We start from the raw sequence: 19,357 nt of genomic DNA, 5'->3' as shown, positions 1-19,357 counted from the left end.
ATTGGAGCAACAAGCGCAGTGAAAAAGATTACTGTTGTTATAATTGATGACCATCCTGTTATCCGTCATGGAGTGAGGTCTGTTGTCAAGAAGCAACCCGATATGATTGTGCTGGGAGAATCGGACTCAGCAACTTCCGCGTTACCTCTGGTAAAGGAAACACAGCCAGATGTTGCAATTCTTGATATAACCATGGCCGGAATCAGTGGCATTGATCTCATCCCATACGTCAAAGCCCTTTCTGAAAAGACGATCATCATCATTTACACCATGCACCAGAACCACGATAATATTTTTCGTGCATGCAAAGCCGGTGCAAAGGGATATGTGTTAAAAAGTGATGAAATCAGAGACCTTCTCACTGCAATTCGGGAGGTTATGCAGGGGGAAATCTCCCTAAGCAGTTCATTTCCTGACAACATACGTGAGCAACTCTTAAAGGGTGAATGCGAGCACGGAGTTCTTTCCGTTCTCTCTCCACGAGAACATGAAATTGCAAACCTTTTTTCTCAGGGAATGACTCCCGATGAAATAGGAGAAATACTATTCATCAGTCCGAAAACCGTTCGCGTTCACCGGACAAATATTATGCACAAACTGAACTGTAGTCGATCCAATGAACTCCTTCTCCTGCTACAGGATTATTTTCCTCACTAGACCAGCAGGCACCATCTTATTACATCCTGAAGCACCTGTACCCTTTCATTCTCACTCGATGTTTGCTGACACCTGTTATCAGCAGTAATGAACCGTCGACACTCCTTCGTGAAAAGCAGATACTAAATATTAATGTGTCAAATGATACACGATTGGAAATATAGCTAAAGCCCATAATCAAGATTAAGAACAGGGATCTTACAGAAATTTCTTTTTTAGCGGATTTGTACAACTCAGTATTTTTTCTCGATCATCAAAAGATGGATTAAGAAATCACTGCTGTAATAGAGAGAATAAGCCAGAATGTCCCTGTCCTGAAACGACAAAATCCTGCTCTTCCAGGAAAAAGGAAAAACAGGATTTCAGAAAACTCATCTGCCCGTTTACTAACAAGCATACATACAGCAAACTTCTGGAAGTCTAGTTAATAGCCTCGGAAAGTTTGGAACCAGCTTTGAACTTGGCGACATTTTTAGCTGGGATATTAATGGTTTTTCCGGTCTGAGGATTTCTTCCCTTACGGGCTTCACGCTTGGATACAGAAAAAGTACCAAAACCAACTAAAGTCACCTTATCGCCATTTTTCAAGGTTTCAGCGATGGCTGCGAGAGTACTGTTCAGTGCTTTTTCAGCTGCAGCTTTTGAAATATCTGCTGCACTTGCAATATTCTCTACTAATTCCTTCTTATTCATGGATCCCTCCCGGAAAACTACGTTTCTAATTAAACAGGATACAGACTGTGCTGCTCCCCTTATCTCTTCTGTATTGCTTTAATAAAAGCATGATGGATTGTCAAAAGAAAAAAGAACAAAACATCTTTTTTCAGACATAAGTGATATCTCTACAACCCTTTATAATCAAACTATTACACACAAAAAAACAACTTACACCCTAACTGAAGCTCCATTCATTAGCAAGGTATAAACTTCCCCGTAGGAAAATATTTCAATGCCAGCTACAACTTTTAACGGCGGGGGATCAAGTCAATAAGAACCCTTGAAAATCCCTCTGATTGAAAGAAATGTATAATTTCAATGCGCATGGACGATGTAAGCAATCGGTTCCCATCTATCCCCGAAAGCTCAAGTACCATATCCCTGCCCTCGGGCCTTGCCCTGCAGCCCGTAAAATCACGACTCAAAAGAAAGTCTTCATACTTTTCAACAGCGTTCAGGTACTCTTGTGTTATTTGCACCCCAGCAGGTAATCGAGTAGCCAGGCATGAATTAGATGGTTTACTGCAATTACTCAAGTGAAACTCGGAGGCCAGGGTACGAATATCATCCTTATTTAAACCTGAATCAAGTAAGGGGGTCCGTATACCAAGTTCATGAATGGCGCGAAATCCCGGTCTGCTGCTCTTCAGGTCATCAACATTACTCCCGTCAAGCAGAACCTGAATTTCAAGTTTTTCAAGGCTACGCAGAAAACTCTGATACATTCTTTTTTTGCAAAAATAGCAGCGATCCTGGGTATTGGCAACAAATTCAGGCCAGATCAGAGGATGAAGCGCTACCTCGACTCTCCTTTCCAGATCGATTTGCAATTCATCCAGAATAGTATTCGCACTCCCTTTTTCCCTTTCACTGATAAGTTCGGATACTCCATGTACCACAACGACATGTTCCCTTCCCAATGCCTCCAGGGCAGCATAGAGGAGCAGGGTGGAATCAACACCGCCTGAAAAGGCGACGGCAACGTCTCCATACCCATTAAGGCTATTAATAAGAGCGCTGTATTTTTCCTGACTGTTCAGAAAGGTTCCTCTTACGAGTTGTCGGCATCGGGTAGAAGTTCTGCCGGTTTGTTGAGAAAAAACTTACCATCCATCATCCAGGACTTAAGGGTTTCAGCAATTTCTCTAGCCATAGGCAGGCTTGATAATGGAGCCGTTGGAACGCTTTTCCCATTCACCTCTATGGTTCCAGTTTTCAGTTGGCCATAGCTCACTTCACCATAGGTTCTGTTTATACCATTTGAATAATCATATCCGTAATCTATAACCTGAGTAAACAGTTCATCATCCGACACCCCTGTATAGGCAGCCATTTCAGCATTCAAAATTGGAATTGGTATTCCCAGGCCCACGGCCATGGTGTTTCCGTATCCGAGAATTGAAATTCCACGAATAAAACGTGACGACATTTGTTTCATATCTCCCTGCACCATGATTGTGCCAGCAGGGCGAACAGGGGTACCATTTTTATGCCTTGGAGCATTTGGATTATGTTGAGTTCCGTGTGAGGTCACATAGCCGATACCGCCACCAAGAAAAATTCTGGTTCCGATTCCAATGGTCTTGTAATGCGGATCATTAAACAAAGGACTCAACTCACCGGCACTACAATAATTAGCATTTCTGCAATGGGGTTTCAGGGTTCCCATATAGGTATGGACCGCTTTATCGGAAAGGTTCACAGCACAGTTATAATTCTGGTACCCGTTTCTTGGATTACAGAGCATGGCATAGGGAAGCTCAGCAAGAGTAAGCTCTTTTTTCATTTTCCTTGCCAGATAACAATCAGTTCCATAGGCTTTTGCCTCAAGAAACACCTTCTTTCCGGCAAGAAGATCCTCTATGACATGGCCACCGCCATATCGAAATTCTCCTGGATACAATTTATTTAAAGGATCGTCCTCGACGGGTTCTGTTGCACCGATATAACAATCTACTGCTGCTAGTCCTGCATAAGCAGAAACCTTGTTAATCCAGACTCTGGATGCTTTGATGGTGGGAGTCATCTGACCAAAGTTTAAGAATGCCCCAGATGAACACATGGGAGAGAAGGTTCCGGTGGTAACGACGTCAACCTCCCTGGCAGCACCTTCAGCGCCCTTAGCCTTAACAATACCGACCATCTCTTCAGCAGTTACAATTACAGCCTCACCCGCTTTGATTCTGGCATTAATTTCTTCGTATGTCTTTTGTACTGGTTTTTCACTCATGACTGGATTTCTCTTTTTATAAAACAATTTAACACTGTTAAATGCATATGTCAGGAAACGCATAAATTTGCACGAAAAATGACTATATCTCGGGAGAACCGCTTATTCCAGTCATTTTTTACAACTTGACATACTTTTTTCTTTGACCTACATTCCGCCGTTGTTCTTCATAAATCACTCTAGATTTAAACAATACTATTTCTGAGAAAGGAAGCAAAATGGCAAAAGATCTCACACCGGTTCGCGATGGAATAGACAAGATTGACAATACTATTCTTGAGCTCCTCAAAGAACGTCTTTCCCTTGCCAAGTCCATTGGCCAGCTAAAAGATGAAAGTAAGCGTGCCAAATGGGACCCTCTGCGCGAGAGGCAGATTTATGAACGCCTGACAAAGCTTAATGATGGAGTATTTCCAGACAATTCGCTTCACTCAATCTTCCATGAAATCATCACCACATGCAGACTTTCCCAGCAGAAGATTGCAGTAGCATATCTTGGCCCCGAGGCAACCTTCACCCATCTGGCTGGGGTGAAATACTTTGGCCAATCAGCCACATACAGCCCAATGGAATCCATCGCTGATGTTTTTTCGGAGGTGGAAAAAGGTCGAACTCAGTACGGAATCGTTCCCGTTGAAAACTCCATCGAGGGTGCCGTTTTTTCAACGCTTGATTCCTTTATGCAATACAGAACCAAAATTTGTGGTGAAGTGCGGATGGAAATAACCCACAATCTTGTCTGCAAATCTGGAGATATCAGCGATATCCAGACAGTGGCATCCCATACCCAGCCACTTGCCCAATGTCGGGAATGGCTGCGTAAACACCTACCGTCCTGCCCCACCCTTCCTGTTTTTTCGACCGGTGCGGCAGCTCAGATGGCAGCAAACAATCCTAATATCGGGGCAATAGCCTCTTCTCTCGCTATCAAGACCTACGACCTGCAGGTGGTGGTAAGAGGGATTGAAGACTACCGGGGTAACACAACACGCTTTCTGGTTATTGGAAAAGAGTCTCCATCACCAAGCGGTGCTGACAGAACATCCCTGCTCCTGGGAATTATGGAGCGTCCGGGTGCCTTAAACGAGATTTTAAGTGTTATTGCCCGCGCTGGTATCAACCTGGCAAAGATTGAATCCAGACCAATCAAGGGAAAACAGTGGAAATACCTCTTCTTCCTTGACCTGATGGGTCATATTGAAGATGAACATATCAAGGATTGCTGCAAAACCCTTAACTCACTCTGCTCATATTATGAATGGCTTGGTTCCTATCCGCAGGCGGACGAATCATCCTCCGATGCGTGACATCTGGCCACTGCATCTGGCCTGATCTTCAGCCAGAGTATGCCCCTTGGGCTTATCAAGGATAGTCTGCCTGATAAGCCCTTTAATCTCGTCATCCGTGGCTCCTTTCCTGAGCAGACTCTTAAGATCTGCCTCCTTATCATTCAGAAGACAAGCTCTCAACCTCCCGGCTGAAGTGAGGCGCAGGCGATTGCAGGTGTCACAGAAATGGTGGCTTATCGGGCTGATAAAACCAACTCTCCCCTGTAAGCCGTCAACGCTTGTGAGTGAATAAACTCTGGCAGGACCATCCATCTTGGATCCTGGCAGCGGCTCAAGGACTCCAATATCTCCGATACGTTTCTTGAGTTCAGTTGAAGAAATATAGGAGGCTTCATTCCAGGTGGATCTGTCGCCCACCGGCATAAACTCGATAAAGCGGACCTGATACGGTTTTTCCACTGCAAGTCTGGCAAAATCAACAAACTCGTCATCATTTACCCCTTTCATTGCAACCACATTGAGTTTGACGTCAAAACCAAGACGCTCTGCAGTTTCGATTCCCTGCCAGACTCTGTGAAAAAGATCAACTCCCGTTATTTTCATGAAACGCTCGGGGCGCATACTGTCCAGTGAAATATTCAGTTTACGAATACCTGCACGATACAATCCCTCTGCTTTTTCATGCAACAGAACACCATTGGTGGTCAGGCGAATCTCATCAAGTCCATTAATTTGCGACAAGCTCTCAATAAAATTCATAACTCCACGCCGCACCAATGGCTCTCCGCCTGTGAGACGAATTTTATTCATCCCCATACCCACCACCAACTTGACTATACGCAGAAGCTCTTCATAGCTCAGCAAATCTTCATGCTGCAGCACTTCGAGCCCCTTATCATTGTCGACAGGCATACAGTAGACACAGCGGAGATTACAGCGATCTGTCAGAGAGAGGCGAAGATAGGAGATAGTTCGTGAAAACATATCAACTAGCTCATTACTGGAATGTATGTTCTGGTCAGATGTACTCATATACTTACATTTGAGAAAGAATAATTGCAGATAATATTTATATACGGACTTCTATATCCTACACACCATTGACTTTGATGGTAAGGACTAATATATTGGCCTCCTCTTACCCCGATTGCGCCTTTTCTGCCAGTAGTTATTTATTCTGCTGCCAATGGCGACTGTAAAAAAACAGGCAATAAAAATGCTGACACTAGGAATTGAAAGCTCCTGTGATGATACCGCCGCTGCAGTGCTACAGGATGATTGCAGACTACTCTCCTCCGTTCTCACCAGCCAGGACAGTATCCATACTCGTTTTGGTGGAGTCGTACCGGAACTCGCATCACGAAATCACCTTGAATCCATTGTTCCCGTTGTCAATGAAGCCCTGGCGCGAGCAGAAGTCAACCTGAAGGATATTGATCTTCTCGCAGTAACCCAGGGGCCAGGGCTGATAGGGTCTTTACTTGTCGGTTTTTCCTATGCCAAGGCACTCTCCTACGTGAGCAAAATCCCCTGTGTCGGTGTGGATCATATGGCTGGCCACATTCTGTCTGTTTTTCTTGAAGAAGATAAGCCGGAATTCCCCTTTATCGCGCTTATTGTTTCCGGAGGAACAAGCTCTATTTACCGGGCAGACAGTTATACGAGCTTCACCCTTCTTGGTAGAACCCGTGATGATGCAGCAGGGGAGGCCTTTGACAAGGTCGCTAAACTCCTTGGTTTCCCGTACCCCGGTGGACCAATCATATCAAGGGAAGCCCAATCCGGAACGCCAGATGCCATAAAATTCCCACGCTCATGGCTTGAAAAAGACTCTCTGGATTTTAGTTTTTCGGGACTGAAAACGGCAGTATTAAACCACTGCAACAACGAAGGTCAAAAGAAAAACCCTCTGCAGATTGCAGATATCTGCGCCTCCTTCCAGGAAGCGGTAGTTGACATTCTTGTGGAAAAGACCATGCTTGCCGCCACTCAGCAGAATATCCATACGGTGGTTCTGGGTGGCGGGGTTTCCTCTAACCCACGACTTCGACGACACATGGAAAAGCGCTGCCAGGACGAAGGAAACAGGCTCTATGTACCTCGTCCAGCCTACTGCACCGACAATGGCGCCATGATCGCAATCGCAGGCGTTCACCAGCATCGCCAGAATTCTCATTTTTCGTATGACAGTGACGTTTACTGCCGTTCCTTACTGGCATAAACTCCATGAACCCCAAACGCACATTCCGCTACTATTACCTGAAATTCACCCGCCTTCAAGGTGATCCCAAATACCTTGCCAGAGGAACAGCCGTTGGTACATTTCTTGGAATAACACCCATAATTCCCTTTCATACTGTCCTTAACCTGCTGGTCACCTTTCTCACCAGAACCTCACCAATTGCTGCTATACTAGCCTCCGTGATTGTCTGTAACCCACTCACCTATATCCCCCAGTATTACTTTTCAATAGTAATCGGCAATGCAGCAACCCCCTATGAATTTTCCTGGGAACGGATGAAAGCTGTGCTGGACATTATAGTTGCTAAACCCGGGATTATGGAATCTCTGCATGCCCTTGCCGGACTCGGATATGAAGCAGTTATTGTTTTACTTGTCGGCGGGTCGATTTTGGCTCTGCCGTTCACAGTTGTCGGTTATTATATGTCATTACAGCTCTTTCTGAAAATCCGCGAAAAGAAACGTAAAAAACATATTCTCAACTACAGGTAAGGGCACACAACAAGCCTGAAAGTATTTTCAGCTTTCAAATTCAACTTATATTGTATTTTTCTTGATCAGGTGGTTAGATTGCCAGACAAATTCTGCTAATATATAATATGAACTTTACGCGGCTGAAAAAATTTTATTACCTCAAATTTGTGAGGATCAAGGGTGCCCCGAAGGATATCGCCTGGGGAGCCTGCATTGGTGCGTTAATCGGGACAATGCCGGTGATGCCGTTCCACACCATTGGAATCATAGCAGTCTGTGTGATGACTAGAACCTCAACCATGGCTGGTCTTTTTTCCAGTCTTGTAATCAGCAACCCCTTCACCTACATTCCGATATATTACCTGAGCATGGTTATTGGAAACTTTATTACACCCTATAAAGTCAACTGGGAAACAATTCATACTATTCTCAACGTTATTATTTCAGAGCACGGTTTCAAACAATCCGTTACCATGCTTGCCAATCAGGGGACTGAAATTATCATTGTCATGTTGAGTGGCGGAATGATCTTAGCTCTTCCAACTGCGGTTTTCTGGTATTTTTTCACCCTGCGCCTCTTTCTCAAAATCAGAGAAAAACGCAGAGAGAGACATATCCTCCGGGCCAAAAAGAAAACGATTAAACAGAAAAAGGAAATTCATGACCCGATACGGTGAAACCAGAAAATCACTCAGAGAAGAAAATCTTGCCCCAAAAAAACAACTTGGGCAAAATTTTCTTGTCAACAGGGCTACCGCTGAAGCCGTTGCCCGCTGTGGTCCAATCACCGAGAGTGACATTATAATTGAGGTGGGAGTTGGCCTTGGCGCACTCACCCAGCCTATTGCTAACCGTGCCTCGCAGGTAATCGGCCTGGAAGTGGATAGTGGTATTGTTCGATTTCATCAGGAAAAGGAAGATCTTCCCGCCAATGTCACCTTGATCCATCAGGATATCCTCAAGGCTGATTTTGAGGAACTCTACAAACTCAGCAAAGGCCCCCTGAAAATTATGGCCAACCTCCCCTACTCCATTTCAAATCCTTTTTTATTTACGCTTATAGCGAATCAGGAAAAAATGGACTGGGCCACCATAATGCTCCAAAAAGAGGTGGCAGACCGTCTCACTGCCGAACCTGGAACGAAACAATATGGTATCCCCACGGTGTTACTAAAAAGCTGCGCCACGGTAAAATCACTACTAACCTTGAAACCTGCCGAGTTTCACCCCCGACCCAAGATTGACTCCATAGTAGTTTTTATTGATTTTTCCGCCACAGAGGCCATCGGCAGCAGAATCTATGACAGACTTCTTTTTCAAAAGATTGTCCGTGCAGCCTTCAGCCAGAGGAGAAAAACTCTGCTCAACACTCTCACTGGTGGTGGTTTTTTCAAGGAAATTGCAAACGGTGATAAAAAGAAAGAGAAAGAGCTCACCAGAGACTGTATCAAGAAATCTGGACTTTCACCTGGAACACGGGCAGAGACACTTGACCTTGATGCCTTTATTGATTTAACCCAAACATTCACGCAAACCATTACTGCCTGACATACCCCTCAAAAACAACCTGAAACCACACATTCAATCCCTACTCTCAGCCAGGTATATTCCATGCAAAATTTTGTCTTTCACAACCCAACCAAGATCCTGTTCGGTAAAAATACTGTGTCTTCAATTGGAGAGGAAACGCTTCTTTTTGGAAAAAATGTTCTTCTGGTTTATGGATCCGGATCCATAAAGAAAAACGGCCTTTATAAAGAGGTTACTCAATCACTCGGCGCTGCAGGAGCGACAATCACAGAGCACGGCGGTGTGCAGTCCAACCCGCTTCTTTCGCATGTGCAGGTGGGTATACAGCTTGCAAAAGATAACAAATGTGATGTGATTTGTGCAGTTGGCGGAGGATCAGTTATAGATGAAGCTAAGGCAATCTGTGCAGGAGCCACAGTTCAACACGACGTATGGAAATTTTTCACTGGGAAAAAAAGTATTAAGTCAACCCTTCCCCTCACCACCGTGCTCACCCTTGCGGCCTCCGGTTCTGAAATGAATTCAGGAATGGTTATAACCAACGAGACGACATCACAGAAATTTGGTTTTGCCAATAAACTGTTATTTCCAAAAACATCCATCCTCGATCCTGCTGTTACCTGTTCCGTCCCTGCCGATTACACAGCCTATGGTGCTGTTGATGCTGTGGCCCACGTGCTTGAATTCTATTTCACGAAGGAAGACCCCTATACTCCTGTTCAGGATAGACTGATGGAAGGCCTGGTAATCAATGCCATGGAAAGCTGCAACAGAGTTCTGAATACCCCCAATGACTATCAAGCACGGGCAGACCTTATGTGGACCGCAACACTTGCACTGAATGGATTGACAGGGGCAGGACTTGGAAAGGTCGGTTTTCCCATGCATATGATAGAACATTCCCTCTCAGCCTTTTACAATGTTCCTCACGGTGCAGGCCTTTCTGCCATTATTCCGGGATGGATGCGTTACCACGCTGCCACAAAACCCCAGCGTTTTTCCCAATTTGCAGATCGGGTCTTTGACATTCGCAAGGGGAGTAGTTCAGAAAAAGCAGAAGAAGGAATCAACGCCCTGGAGTCATGGTTCAAAGCGATCAGTTCGCCAACTACTATCAGCGCGCTCAATATCCCGAAGGAAGATATTCCCAAAATTGCAGAGAACGCACTCACCCTCGCCAAAGTATGGCGGATGCAAGATTACGATAGTGAAAAAATTGAAGCAGTGCTCAACAATTGTCTGTAGGAATCAATAGTGATTCCTGGCTATCTGCTCAAACATTTTGACCAGCCCTGCACAGAGAGTATAAATTGACTTTACGTGCAGGTTCACCCCACAGCATTCATCAAAGAATATATTCAGTTCTGACTCTATATCTCCATCCGAGGCCTGATAGCAGATAAGGATGGGAACGTGGGGGAACGGATGCAGGACAAGTGCAATATCTGCCTCAAACCCCTCAACCTCTTTTCCCAGGAAAAGTTCAACAATGTCTGCAAGAAGTTCGGGATACTTGTCCGCAAGAATTCTAAGCGGAGTTTCACAACGACTTCGGAAAAGACCCCGCCATTCGATTCCGCCTTTGATTTCCCGAAAAGAGATCCAGTTTCCAGTAATCTGCTGATGATCAGGATTGCAAATATAGGAAAGCAGAGGTGCTTCAACCCAGGGAATGATATGACATTCGGAGCGCACCACACCACAATGATCAACATAAAATTCTTTGCCGAGCGATCGTATACTGAGGATATCACACTGCTTCCCGCACTCTCCTCCAACACGCTCTGCCACCGATGAAAACTCCAGGTTTCCAACTTGTTCCTTCAGTTTTTCCATAAATTCGGCACGAATATCGTCCGACGTTCTACGCTGTACAAGATTCACAGATAATAACTGTTTACTTTCCTCGGAAAGAGAGGGACAATCCTCAAGCTTTTTCTGACCACCAATAACAGCTGCTGCAAATGCAAGACAACTTGGCAGCATGCAACGTTTACAGTTGCTCTGATCAAGGAGTTTATATATTTCCAAAGGAGTTAGGGCTGATTTTCTTTTCATTTGCATAAAAGCTTTTCAATTCTCGCCAGAAAAAGATTGCAGTGGTATATTTACATATTCACACATCATAAAAAAGCGGGAGCATAGTAATGAAAAATGAACATGATACCAGGGAAGGTTATTGCAAGATGCTTGGCCACTTTCTTACTTTCGAATATTGTAGAACAGCTAACAAAGGTATTCCCTGCAGCAAGGTCCTTGACTGTTGGTTTGAGCATTTTCCAATCCAGGAATTTATCAGTGAAAATTACTCAGCCACAGAACAGGAGAAAATCTTTGAGCCTCCAAAACCAAAGATTCTGAGTCTTGCAGAAATTCTGGAACAGGCTCAGCAACGACTGAAAAAAAAAGAATAGATGCTTTTTAATTTTTATTTTCTTACTTATTCACTAATACGGTTTTCCCTAAAGTCATCGATACAATCTCACCGCTTTCCTTTGAGACTTGACATTTCCCCGCAATCTTGGTGATTTTGCCGTCGGATCTTTTTACAAGGATCGCAAGTGGTTTACTCCAGGAAAAATAAAAATACTCATTATCTTCAGTTCGTTTCCGACAGTTTGGTGCCTTGATTTGTCCAGAAGGAAGATGCGCCTCGTATTTTCTTTTGCACTCTTCAACTGCATCAATCCATGAAATGCCATCATTTGTCACTAAAGACTGCTGTTTTTCATTTTGGAAATACAGAGAAGTTGCAATGGCGATCAATAAGACTATTACAACCGCAACCGCACACCCCAGTCGGGAATTCTTTTCACCTTTCATTGTGTTTACTCCTGTTTCAAGAATTCACCCCTTCTTGTTCAAGATAACTCCCATGTCTATTTTAGCGTTTTAAAAACAAAATGCAAAACAATGACTATTTAACAAGATTTAGTCAGATTAGAGAGTCACAAAGAAATAGCAAGCAGGCATATCCCCCTACACAACCATATTCAACATTTCTGCAGGTTACCTGTTTCTAAAGGATAATGCACGGAAAAGGACGTCGATGGTAGCTGAAAACGAAAGAGAGCTGCCACCAGTACGGTGACAGCTCTCTTTCGCTCCCCACAAATTACCCAGGAAGTAATTAAGTAAGGGAAAAATATTCTATTTGAATTTCAGACCTGCATGCGTGGGCGGTTTGCCTGTTGCCTACGTGCCTGATCAAGACGTTCAGAGTTACCAAGGCTTGGCCGATCATTTCTATTTTCAGTTTTGTTCCAGTCTTCACCCAGAAGATCAGATGGCTGAAAAAAACAGTACCAGTCATTTCTTTTGCCCTGCTGATTCCCCTTGTCATATCGTCCTTTGCCAAAGCGTTCAAAGGTGGTGGATACAAGGTGGATACTTCCAATAAGTCCAACGGTTGCGGCAAAAAGTGTTAGGGGTTCCATAATATTACTCCTCTTATTATTGACCAAAAATTATAAACGTGAACAGTGAAGATCAAAAACTGGTACATGGGGGCGCTGCTGGTCAGCAGTAGCATTTTCCCCTTCAGGTTTACTCAGAACATAGCGAATTCCTGCATCGGCAGCACTTACTCTGGCAACCACTTCTTCGGGCGCGGCGATATCCATGATATGAGCAACTTTAATCCCCTGAGCAGTAGCCTGGTTGATGAACTGTTCTGCATTTTTGGCCGCCATCTCAATAAATCGTTCACTTTCCCTTGCTTTTCGTTCACCTGAGAACTGCAACGGTTTGTCTGTGACATCAAGCGCAATGATTTCACAGTCGAGACGTTGTGCCATTTTGAGAGCATAGTCTGTTACCTGTTGCATATATTCCCCATCCTGCACCATAAGAACTTTTGTCGGAGCGTTGTTCTGGTCAACCATTCTGCCCAGGGCCTCGGCTGCCACAGATGGGCTGCCGGATGCCATAGCGCCCATATCCACGCTCTGTTTTTTGATCTTTTGTACGTCAACGTCTTTATTTTTCTTTATAGCTAATCCAAACCAGTCAGTGAATCCCATAATGTTCTCCTTATTTATGATTGTGAGTGAAGATTTCCTTATCGTCTTTCTGCCAGTTACCTTGCACATGGTGTGCCAGATTGAACAACTTTCTTTTATCCTGTATTGTCAGCACATTACACTGCTCCCATGGGGATTCTACGTTTTGAGAAAATGTTACATTCCTCGGATCATTGCAGCCTGCAACACTCTTTTTCACTTACGCTGATGGAAAAACGTCTGACTGAAGGGAACAAAAAAAGGAAGACACAGGTAATCAACCGAAATAACAACAATTAAACAAAAACAAGCTGTTTACTGGGGAAATACTGTTGCAGAATGAAACCGCGTAACAGAATACAACAATAGCAATCAAAGGGAGTTTCTATAAAAAAGGCTCCATGAAAGAAGAGAGTCTTTCGTGGAGCCAGAGAAGTCCCATTACTATATGAGGTGAAAATCTTTACTGAGCACAAAGCAGATGTGGAATTGCATCGTCCAATGTTTCAACATAAACCAGTTCCAGGTGTCCGGTAACATCATCACTTAATGAGGCTACATCCTCACGATTTTCTGCAGGCAGAACAACCTTGGTGCAACCGGAACGAAGAGCAGCCAGAAGTTTCTCACGAATTCCACCCACTGGCAGGACATAACCAGTCAAGGTCATCTCACCAGTGATTGAGACCGTACGACATACCGGACGCCCAGTAAGAAGGGAGATAAGAGAAATACCAATGGCCAAACCTGCTGAAGGGCCGTCTTTTGAAACTGCACCAGCAGGAAGATGAACATGAATGTCAGAATGTTCATAGAAGTCAGGATCAATACCCAGTTGCTTGGCATTACTCCTTATGTAACTAAGAGCCGTTTGAGCAGATTCACGTAACACTTCCCCGAGTGATCCGGTAAGTATAAGATTGGTGTTGCCCTGCATCCGCAAAGCTTCAATAAACATAATTCCACCACCAAAACGAGTCCAGACCAAACTGGTTACCACCCCCACCCTGTCTTCACCATCAGCGGCTTCCTGCCGATACTTACGCGGCCCGAGCAGGGACGTGATCGAACTCTCATCTATTTCGGGCAAGACAGTTGCATTTTTCTGAATAACCTGAAGGGCGAGTTTACGACAGATTGTTCCAATTTCCCGGGTGAGGCCCCGTACTCCAGACTCCTGTGTATATTCAATAATAAGTTTTTCAAAGGCCTTGTCACTGATCTGTGGATTACTCTCACCAAGGCCGTTTGCAGCTACCTGCTTGGGGAGAAGATATTTCCTGGCAATAACCAGTTTTTCCTCTAAAGAATAGCTGGAGAAATCGATCACCTCCAGTCGATCCAGCAGAGGACCTGGCAACTTACTAATGTCATTTGCGGTGGCGATAAAGAGGACGCCGGAAAGGTCAAAGGGAACATCAAGGTACTGATCACTAAAACTCCCATTCTGTTCCGGATCGAGTACTTCCAAAAGAACAGATGCAGGATCACCGCGAAAATCCTGGCCGATCTTGTCAATCTCATCAAGCATGATACAGGGGTTATTCACTCCAGCCCGTTTGATTTCACTGATGATACGCCCTGGCATGGCACCCACATAGGTTCTCCGATGGCCTCGAATTTCAGCCTCATCACGTAAGCCTCCCATGGATATCCGAATAAATTTTCGCCCAAGGGAAGTAGCCACTGCCTGTCCTATGGATGTTTTCCCAGTACCAGGGGGACCTGCAAAACAAAGCACCGGCCCCTGGCTGATCTGCAATTTCTTCTGTTTCTGCAGTACCTCCTCAACAGTCTCTTTCAGTTTGTCTAGCTGAACCGGCTTTGATAAATAATGGGTAGCACCTTTGCGCATGGCATCGACAGCATTAGCAACCGTTGCGTATCCGGTAACCATAATCACACTGGTCTCAGGAGAGGCCTTACTAATCCTGTCAATCAGGGTAAGTCCATCCATTTTATCCATTTTCAGATCTGTGATCATCACGTCAAAATGATCGTTCTCTTCTACCTGCTGCAGGGCATCCACACCATTGACAGCAACCCGCACGGTATGGCCCATACCTGTAAAATAGAGATGAAGATTATTGCGGGCAACTTCTTCGTCATCTACAATGAGTATCCTGGACTTCTGATGATTCTTCAAACTCTTTGCAGCAAGGTATTCCAGAATCCGTGTCTTGACCGCGTCGAGCCCGTAATGGTGTGAGGCCATGATAGTCTCAGCGCGGTTGAGATCAAGATCATCTTTAGTTTCCTTGAACCACGGTAGAGAGAGCAGTAATTCGACATAGGTGACTCCTATGGAAAATTCGGCAACAAATGGGTCAATTTTCCCCAGGTGTTCCATTTCGCTCGTAACTTGACGGGCAACCGAGAGCGGCAAATCGGTATTAGCCACTCTGGTTTTCAAATCATCAAGCTGCCGGGAACTGACCGGCCTCTCAGCCCCCGACAACTTGGTTTCAGTTTCTTTCTTTGAAAAAAAGCTCATTTATATGTGGCAGCTACAAAAAACAGCTGTCCCTCTTCTCTTTATTGCAGCATTCCAGTTAATAATTCAACGACAGTCATAGGGTTGAATTAGTATCTCAGCAGGAATATTGAGGTACTTATTGAGGTTACGAATCATCCGCAAAGACAAAGCCTGTCTACGCTTCAGTATCGCACTGACATTTCCTGAACTGCCTATGTAAATTTTCAAGTCCCTGTTACGAAGCCCCCTCTCTTCCATTACCTGTTTGAGATGGGTGATTGGATCGGGCAGTTTTTTTTTCGTTTTTACCGGTTGGCTGGCGGCACGGACAACGGAGAGAATCCTCCGGTCCATAGCTTCATCTTCCGTTGCAAACTGATTTATATACAGTTGTCCCATCACCTCTTCGGGTATACAGTATTCCATGACTTCCCTCATTAAAAAAGACGATTATTGATGAACATATGTGCATAAATACTTGCGGCATAGCCAAGAGCTACAATCGGTGTCCATTTCAAATGGGCACCAAAGGTATAGGTTCCGCGGGCGGTTCCCATTAAGGCCACACCGGCTGCAGAACCGATGGAAAGAAGACTTCCACCAACTCCAGCAGTTAGAGTGACCAGCAACCACTGGCCAAGTGACATGGCTGGATCCATGGTCAAGACAGCAAACATAACCGGAATATTATCAACAATTGCCGAGAGAATACCAACCAGAATATTGGCGTTTGTGGCACCAAGCCCATCGTACATCTGATGGGAAACGAGAGCCAGGTAACCAAATTGTGAAAGGCCACCAACGCAGAGAATAACACCGTAAAAGAAGAGGAGTGTATCCCATTCGGCCCGAGCAACTTTCTGAAAAATATCAAAGGGATCATCTTTTCCACTTGTGGAAATACCCAGAGGTTTGTCATACTCAAGGGCACGTTTTTCCTTAACTTTGATGTAGTAAGAGAAAAAGCCCAAATAGGAAAGCCCCAGCATCATGCCCGCTGCAGGTGGAAGATCAAGGAAATTATGAAAGGACACTGCGGTCACAATTGTCATCATAAAAAGAAATATTATTCTCTTGGCACCGAATTTCATGCTGACATTTTCGCTCAAGGCCTCAGGCGTTTCTTTAGAAACGAAGAGACTCATAATGATCGCCGGGATAAGCCAGTTGATTAGGGCCGGTATAAAGAGGAAAAAAAACTCACCAAAAGCAGCCTGTCCCTTCTGCCACACCATCAGGGTGGTGATGTCGCCAAAGGGGGAAAAAGCCCCACCTGCATTGGCACCAACCACGATATTGATACAGGCAAGGGCGACAAATTTTTTATTGTTCGGAGCAACCGCCATAACCACTGCCCCCATAAGCAGGGCCGTGGTCAGGTTGTCAGCAATGGGGGATATTACAAATGCAAGAAAACCTGTAATCCAGAAGACAATACGTAAAGAAAAACCCCTGGAAACAAGCCAGGAACGGAGTGCCTGGAAGACATTGCGTTCATCCATGGAGTTGATATAGGTCATGGCCGCCAGTAAAAAGAGTAGCAGCTCGGCATATTCGGTTATATTATTAATAATCGCATGATGGGCCTCTTCAGGAGGGATGCCAGCCACGCGGAAGCAAATGGCAAGCAACACCCAGATAAATCCTGCTGCCATCATTACCGGCTTACTTTTACGCAGATGAGTCTGTTCCTCAAAAATAACAAGAAGATAAGCAAGAACAAAAAGAGCCAGGGAGGCATACCCAAAAGCTGTGCCTGTTAGTGCCATCGCTGGCTCCCCACCTCCATGTCCTGCAGCAAATGCCGAACCTGCACCACCAAGTAAGGTGACACAGCACAAGAGAAAAGTTTTCATTTCAAGTATCCTTATATTTGATAAGCAATACCCAGCTATCACACCTCTGATAGCTGGGTACTGCTGTTTTGTTTACAGACCATAAAAAAGAGCAATTGAAGCCATCATGACCACCAGATAAAGGACTGTCATTCCCGCACCAGCCCGAAAATAATCTTTCGTCTTATACCCTCCCGGTCTCATGATCAAAGCATTAACCTGATGAGTAGGAAGAATAAAGGTGTTTGAACAGGCAACCGCCACAACTAAAGCTGCAATACGAGGGTCTGCTCCGGCCGCACCAGCCATATTCATAGCCAGGGGAACCATTAATACCGTCGCTCCCACATTGGAGGCAACAAGGGTGAAAAAAGATGTTAGAATCGCAATAACGCTCAGGAGAATCAGTGGAGACACTGCCCCCAGGCCACTCATAATAGTCTCGGCAATAAGCTTGGCGGCACCTGTTTTCTCAAAGGCTATACCTAGGGGAATAAGACCACCAAGAAGGAAAACAGTCATCCAGTCCACAGACTCGTAAGCTTCATCAATGGAAAGCACCTTGGTTAATACCATAAACATCGCTCCTGCCAGAAGAGCAATGGAGAGCTGCACATGAAAACCAAGGATCATGGTCAGGGCCAGCACCAGACCACCAACTGCAAATTTTACTTTGTCAGTGCGAAGAATTTCTCCCTGGACTTCTTCGGTAAAGACCAGATCTGTACGCTCCTTCAGGTAATGAAACTTTTCCCAGGGCCCCTGTAAAAGCAGTGCATCACCGGTTCGTAAAGTCATGGTCGAGATATCACCTACATAGGTTTTATTATTCCTGAATATGGCCAGTGGTGTGACATCATTTTTTTTCCTGAAAGAGAAACTGCGAAGAGTGTTACCGACCAACTCGGAACGGGGTGAAATGATTGCTTCCAAAATTCCGGCATTGTTTGGAGAAAAACTCTCAGCAAATACCTCGAGATCTTCTTTGATCACCCAGTTAAAGGATTGGGCCATTTTAGCAACCAGATCCGAGGGACCTTCAACGATAACCGTATCCCCACCCTGGATGGTGTCAGCAAAATCAGGAGTAGATATTATTACGCCACCTTTTGAAGCGATACTTAAAATACTTGTAAAAAAAATCGGTCTTATCTCAAGTTCTTTAAGTGTTTTTGGCCCTTCAAAAGATTCAGGGATCTGAATCTCGAAAAGATTACCAATGTCTCGATAAGTTCTTTCAAGCTCCTGGGACATAGGGCCACTTCCTGCCTCACTACCTCCACCTGCAGGAAGAATAAACCGACCAAAAAGGACAAAATAGATCAGGGCTGCAGCAATTAAAGCGAGCCCAATAGGAGTCACTGAAAAAAGTCCGAAGGCCTCGACATTAGGATCGGAAATTTTCATTACATCGTTCATTAAAATTAGTGGACTGGATCCGATCAGGGTGATACAGCCTCCGATAATAGCACAGAATCCCATGGGCATAAGAATCCGTGAAACAGGAATGTTGGTCTGACGACAGATTCGTTTAGCAGCAGGCATAAACAGCGCAGCAGCCCCAATGTTCTGCATAAAACTCGAAATAAAGGCTACGGTACCAGAAATGAGGATCATAATTCGAGACTCACTCTTGCCTGCAAATTTAAGCAGTATCCTTGCCAGAGAATTCATGGCTCCTGTTTTATCCAGGCCGGCACCGATAATGATAACGGCAATAATTGAAACAACAGCATTACTTGAAAGACCGCTGATGGCCTCTTTAGGGGTGACCAACCCTAGCAGAGGAAGAATAATCATCATGATGATGCCGACTACATCGACACGCACCCATTCAAATATAAAGAGTAAAATTGCCAGGCCCAAAACAGCCATGACTAAAATTATAGGGAGAGTCATTTTTTCCT

The 19,357-nt window shown here is 44.7% G+C and carries 20 protein-coding genes; 8 read left to right on the top strand and 12 right to left on the bottom strand.

The window, feature by feature from the left end:
• Nucleotides 1-18: 18 nt before the first annotated feature.
• Nucleotides 19-657: a response regulator transcription factor gene (locus UWK_RS13060; protein ID WP_015404858.1), complete on the top strand. Its 639-nt coding sequence runs from the start codon at nucleotides 19-21 to the stop codon at nucleotides 655-657.
• Between the two features lie 420 nt (nucleotides 658-1,077).
• On the opposite strand, the gene UWK_RS13055 is transcribed toward UWK_RS13060, so the two are convergent.
• The 3 genes from UWK_RS13055 to UWK_RS13045 form a co-directional block, all read right to left on the bottom strand.
• Nucleotides 1,078-1,380, bottom strand: a complete 303-nt coding sequence (locus UWK_RS13055) for an HU family DNA-binding protein (protein WP_228130081.1) — start codon at nucleotides 1,378-1,380, stop codon at nucleotides 1,078-1,080.
• 242 nt (nucleotides 1,381-1,622) lie between these two features.
• Nucleotides 1,623-2,384, bottom strand: a complete 762-nt coding sequence (larE, locus tag UWK_RS13050) for an ATP-dependent sacrificial sulfur transferase LarE (protein WP_228130080.1) — start codon at nucleotides 2,382-2,384, stop codon at nucleotides 1,623-1,625.
• Nucleotides 2,385-2,425: 41 nt separating this feature from the next.
• A complete protein-coding gene (locus tag UWK_RS13045; protein ID WP_015404855.1) occupies nucleotides 2,426-3,604 on the bottom strand; it encodes a homocysteine biosynthesis protein in 1,179 nt (392 codons plus the stop codon).
• 218 nt (nucleotides 3,605-3,822) lie between these two features.
• Here UWK_RS13045 and pheA point away from each other — a divergent pair, with 218 nt between their 5' ends.
• On the top strand, nucleotides 3,823-4,911 hold the full coding sequence (pheA, locus tag UWK_RS13040) for a prephenate dehydratase (RefSeq protein ID WP_015404854.1): 1,089 nt from the start codon (nucleotides 3,823-3,825) through the stop codon (nucleotides 4,909-4,911).
• Here the strand turns inward: pheA and moaA are convergent.
• Nucleotides 4,894-5,925, bottom strand: coding sequence for a GTP 3',8-cyclase MoaA (moaA, locus tag UWK_RS13035; protein WP_015404853.1), 1,032 nt, complete (start codon nucleotides 5,923-5,925; stop codon nucleotides 4,894-4,896). The genes pheA and moaA overlap by 18 nt on opposite strands.
• 184 nt (nucleotides 5,926-6,109) lie before the next feature.
• Between moaA and tsaD the strand changes: the two genes are divergently transcribed.
• From tsaD to UWK_RS13010, 5 genes are all read left to right on the top strand, one after another.
• A complete protein-coding gene (tsaD, locus tag UWK_RS13030) occupies nucleotides 6,110-7,114 on the top strand; it encodes a tRNA (adenosine(37)-N6)-threonylcarbamoyltransferase complex transferase subunit TsaD (RefSeq protein WP_041916988.1) in 1,005 nt (334 codons plus the stop codon).
• Nucleotides 7,115-7,119: 5 nt separating this feature from the next.
• On the top strand, nucleotides 7,120-7,626 hold the full coding sequence (locus UWK_RS13025; protein ID WP_015404851.1) for a DUF2062 domain-containing protein: 507 nt from the start codon (nucleotides 7,120-7,122) through the stop codon (nucleotides 7,624-7,626).
• Nucleotides 7,627-7,733: 107 nt separating this feature from the next.
• On the top strand, nucleotides 7,734-8,285 hold the full coding sequence (locus UWK_RS13020; protein ID WP_015404850.1) for a DUF2062 domain-containing protein: 552 nt from the start codon (nucleotides 7,734-7,736) through the stop codon (nucleotides 8,283-8,285).
• Nucleotides 8,269-9,156, top strand: a complete 888-nt coding sequence (gene rsmA, locus UWK_RS13015) for a 16S rRNA (adenine(1518)-N(6)/adenine(1519)-N(6))-dimethyltransferase RsmA (protein WP_015404849.1) — start codon at nucleotides 8,269-8,271, stop codon at nucleotides 9,154-9,156. The genes UWK_RS13020 and rsmA overlap by 17 nt, the downstream gene beginning before the upstream one ends.
• Nucleotides 9,157-9,219: 63 nt before the next feature.
• Nucleotides 9,220-10,383 carry an iron-containing alcohol dehydrogenase gene (locus tag UWK_RS13010; protein WP_015404848.1) on the top strand — a complete coding sequence of 388 codons (1,164 nt, stop codon included), beginning with the start codon at nucleotides 9,220-9,222 and terminating at the stop codon, nucleotides 10,381-10,383.
• 3 nt (nucleotides 10,384-10,386) lie between these two features.
• On the opposite strand, the gene UWK_RS13005 is transcribed toward UWK_RS13010, so the two are convergent.
• Entirely contained in the window at nucleotides 10,387-11,196 is an 810-nt protein-coding gene (locus UWK_RS13005) for a DUF3786 domain-containing protein (protein ID WP_015404847.1), read from the bottom strand.
• An 89-nt stretch (nucleotides 11,197-11,285) separates the two neighbouring features.
• On the opposite strand from UWK_RS13005, the gene UWK_RS13000 reads away from it, so the two are divergent.
• The gene (locus UWK_RS13000; protein ID WP_015404846.1) at nucleotides 11,286-11,552 is read left to right on the top strand and encodes a hypothetical protein; all 267 of its coding nucleotides are present in this window, start codon (nucleotides 11,286-11,288) and stop codon (nucleotides 11,550-11,552) included.
• 22 nt (nucleotides 11,553-11,574) lie between these two features.
• Here UWK_RS13000 and UWK_RS12995 read toward each other — a convergent pair whose 3' ends face one another.
• The 7 genes from UWK_RS12995 to UWK_RS12965 form a co-directional block, all read right to left on the bottom strand.
• Nucleotides 11,575-11,961, bottom strand: coding sequence for a hypothetical protein (locus tag UWK_RS12995; RefSeq protein ID WP_015404845.1), 387 nt, complete (start codon nucleotides 11,959-11,961; stop codon nucleotides 11,575-11,577).
• A gap of 338 nt (nucleotides 11,962-12,299) precedes the next feature.
• Nucleotides 12,300-12,575, bottom strand: a complete 276-nt coding sequence (locus UWK_RS12990) for a hypothetical protein (RefSeq protein ID WP_015404844.1) — start codon at nucleotides 12,573-12,575, stop codon at nucleotides 12,300-12,302.
• A gap of 30 nt (nucleotides 12,576-12,605) precedes the next feature.
• Nucleotides 12,606-13,160 carry an adenine nucleotide alpha hydrolase family protein gene (locus UWK_RS12985; RefSeq protein WP_015404843.1) on the bottom strand — a complete coding sequence of 185 codons (555 nt, stop codon included), beginning with the start codon at nucleotides 13,158-13,160 and terminating at the stop codon, nucleotides 12,606-12,608.
• A 442-nt stretch (nucleotides 13,161-13,602) separates the two neighbouring features.
• Entirely contained in the window at nucleotides 13,603-15,633 is a 2,031-nt protein-coding gene (gene lon, locus UWK_RS12980; RefSeq protein WP_015404842.1) for an endopeptidase La, read from the bottom strand.
• A gap of 66 nt (nucleotides 15,634-15,699) precedes the next feature.
• The gene (locus tag UWK_RS12975; protein WP_015404841.1) at nucleotides 15,700-16,041 is read right to left on the bottom strand and encodes a helix-turn-helix domain-containing protein; all 342 of its coding nucleotides are present in this window, start codon (nucleotides 16,039-16,041) and stop codon (nucleotides 15,700-15,702) included.
• A gap of 11 nt (nucleotides 16,042-16,052) precedes the next feature.
• A complete protein-coding gene (gene nhaD / locus UWK_RS12970; protein WP_015404840.1) occupies nucleotides 16,053-17,471 on the bottom strand; it encodes a sodium:proton antiporter NhaD in 1,419 nt (472 codons plus the stop codon).
• 72 nt (nucleotides 17,472-17,543) lie between these two features.
• On the bottom strand, nucleotides 17,544-19,349 hold the full coding sequence (locus tag UWK_RS12965; protein ID WP_015404839.1) for an SLC13 family permease: 1,806 nt from the start codon (nucleotides 19,347-19,349) through the stop codon (nucleotides 17,544-17,546).
• Nucleotides 19,350-19,357 lie beyond the last annotated feature (8 nt).

Source organism: Desulfocapsa sulfexigens DSM 10523, from assembly GCF_000341395.1.
GTDB lineage: Bacteria > Desulfobacterota > Desulfobulbia > Desulfobulbales > Desulfocapsaceae > Desulfocapsa > Desulfocapsa sulfexigens.
This window is presented reverse-complemented; position numbering and strand designations above follow the sequence as displayed.

Coding starts and splice junctions, on each gene's coding strand:
- UWK_RS13005 (WP_015404847.1), bottom strand. CDS start 11,196: ATGAAAAGAAAATCAGCCCTAACTCCTTTGGAAATATATAAACTCCTT.
- UWK_RS13045 (WP_015404855.1), bottom strand. CDS start 3,604: ATGAGTGAAAAACCAGTACAAAAGACATACGAAGAAATTAATGCCAGA.
- UWK_RS13020 (WP_015404850.1), top strand. CDS start 7,734: ATGAACTTTACGCGGCTGAAAAAATTTTATTACCTCAAATTTGTGAGG.
- UWK_RS13010 (WP_015404848.1), top strand. CDS start 9,220: ATGCAAAATTTTGTCTTTCACAACCCAACCAAGATCCTGTTCGGTAAA.
- moaA (WP_015404853.1), bottom strand. CDS start 5,925: ATGAGTACATCTGACCAGAACATACATTCCAGTAATGAGCTAGTTGAT.
- UWK_RS13025 (WP_015404851.1), top strand. CDS start 7,120: ATGAACCCCAAACGCACATTCCGCTACTATTACCTGAAATTCACCCGC.
- UWK_RS12965 (WP_015404839.1), bottom strand. CDS start 19,349: ATGACTCTCCCTATAATTTTAGTCATGGCTGTTTTGGGCCTGGCAATT.
- pheA (WP_015404854.1), top strand. CDS start 3,823: ATGGCAAAAGATCTCACACCGGTTCGCGATGGAATAGACAAGATTGAC.
- UWK_RS13000 (WP_015404846.1), top strand. CDS start 11,286: ATGAAAAATGAACATGATACCAGGGAAGGTTATTGCAAGATGCTTGGC.
- UWK_RS12975 (WP_015404841.1), bottom strand. CDS start 16,041: ATGGAATACTGTATACCCGAAGAGGTGATGGGACAACTGTATATAAAT.
- UWK_RS12995 (WP_015404845.1), bottom strand. CDS start 11,961: ATGAAAGGTGAAAAGAATTCCCGACTGGGGTGTGCGGTTGCGGTTGTA.
- lon (WP_015404842.1), bottom strand. CDS start 15,633: ATGAGCTTTTTTTCAAAGAAAGAAACTGAAACCAAGTTGTCGGGGGCT.
- UWK_RS12985 (WP_015404843.1), bottom strand. CDS start 13,160: ATGGGATTCACTGACTGGTTTGGATTAGCTATAAAGAAAAATAAAGAC.
- rsmA (WP_015404849.1), top strand. CDS start 8,269: ATGACCCGATACGGTGAAACCAGAAAATCACTCAGAGAAGAAAATCTT.
- UWK_RS12990 (WP_015404844.1), bottom strand. CDS start 12,575: ATGGAACCCCTAACACTTTTTGCCGCAACCGTTGGACTTATTGGAAGT.
- tsaD (WP_041916988.1), top strand. CDS start 6,110: ATGCTGACACTAGGAATTGAAAGCTCCTGTGATGATACCGCCGCTGCA.
- nhaD (WP_015404840.1), bottom strand. CDS start 17,471: ATGAAAACTTTTCTCTTGTGCTGTGTCACCTTACTTGGTGGTGCAGGT.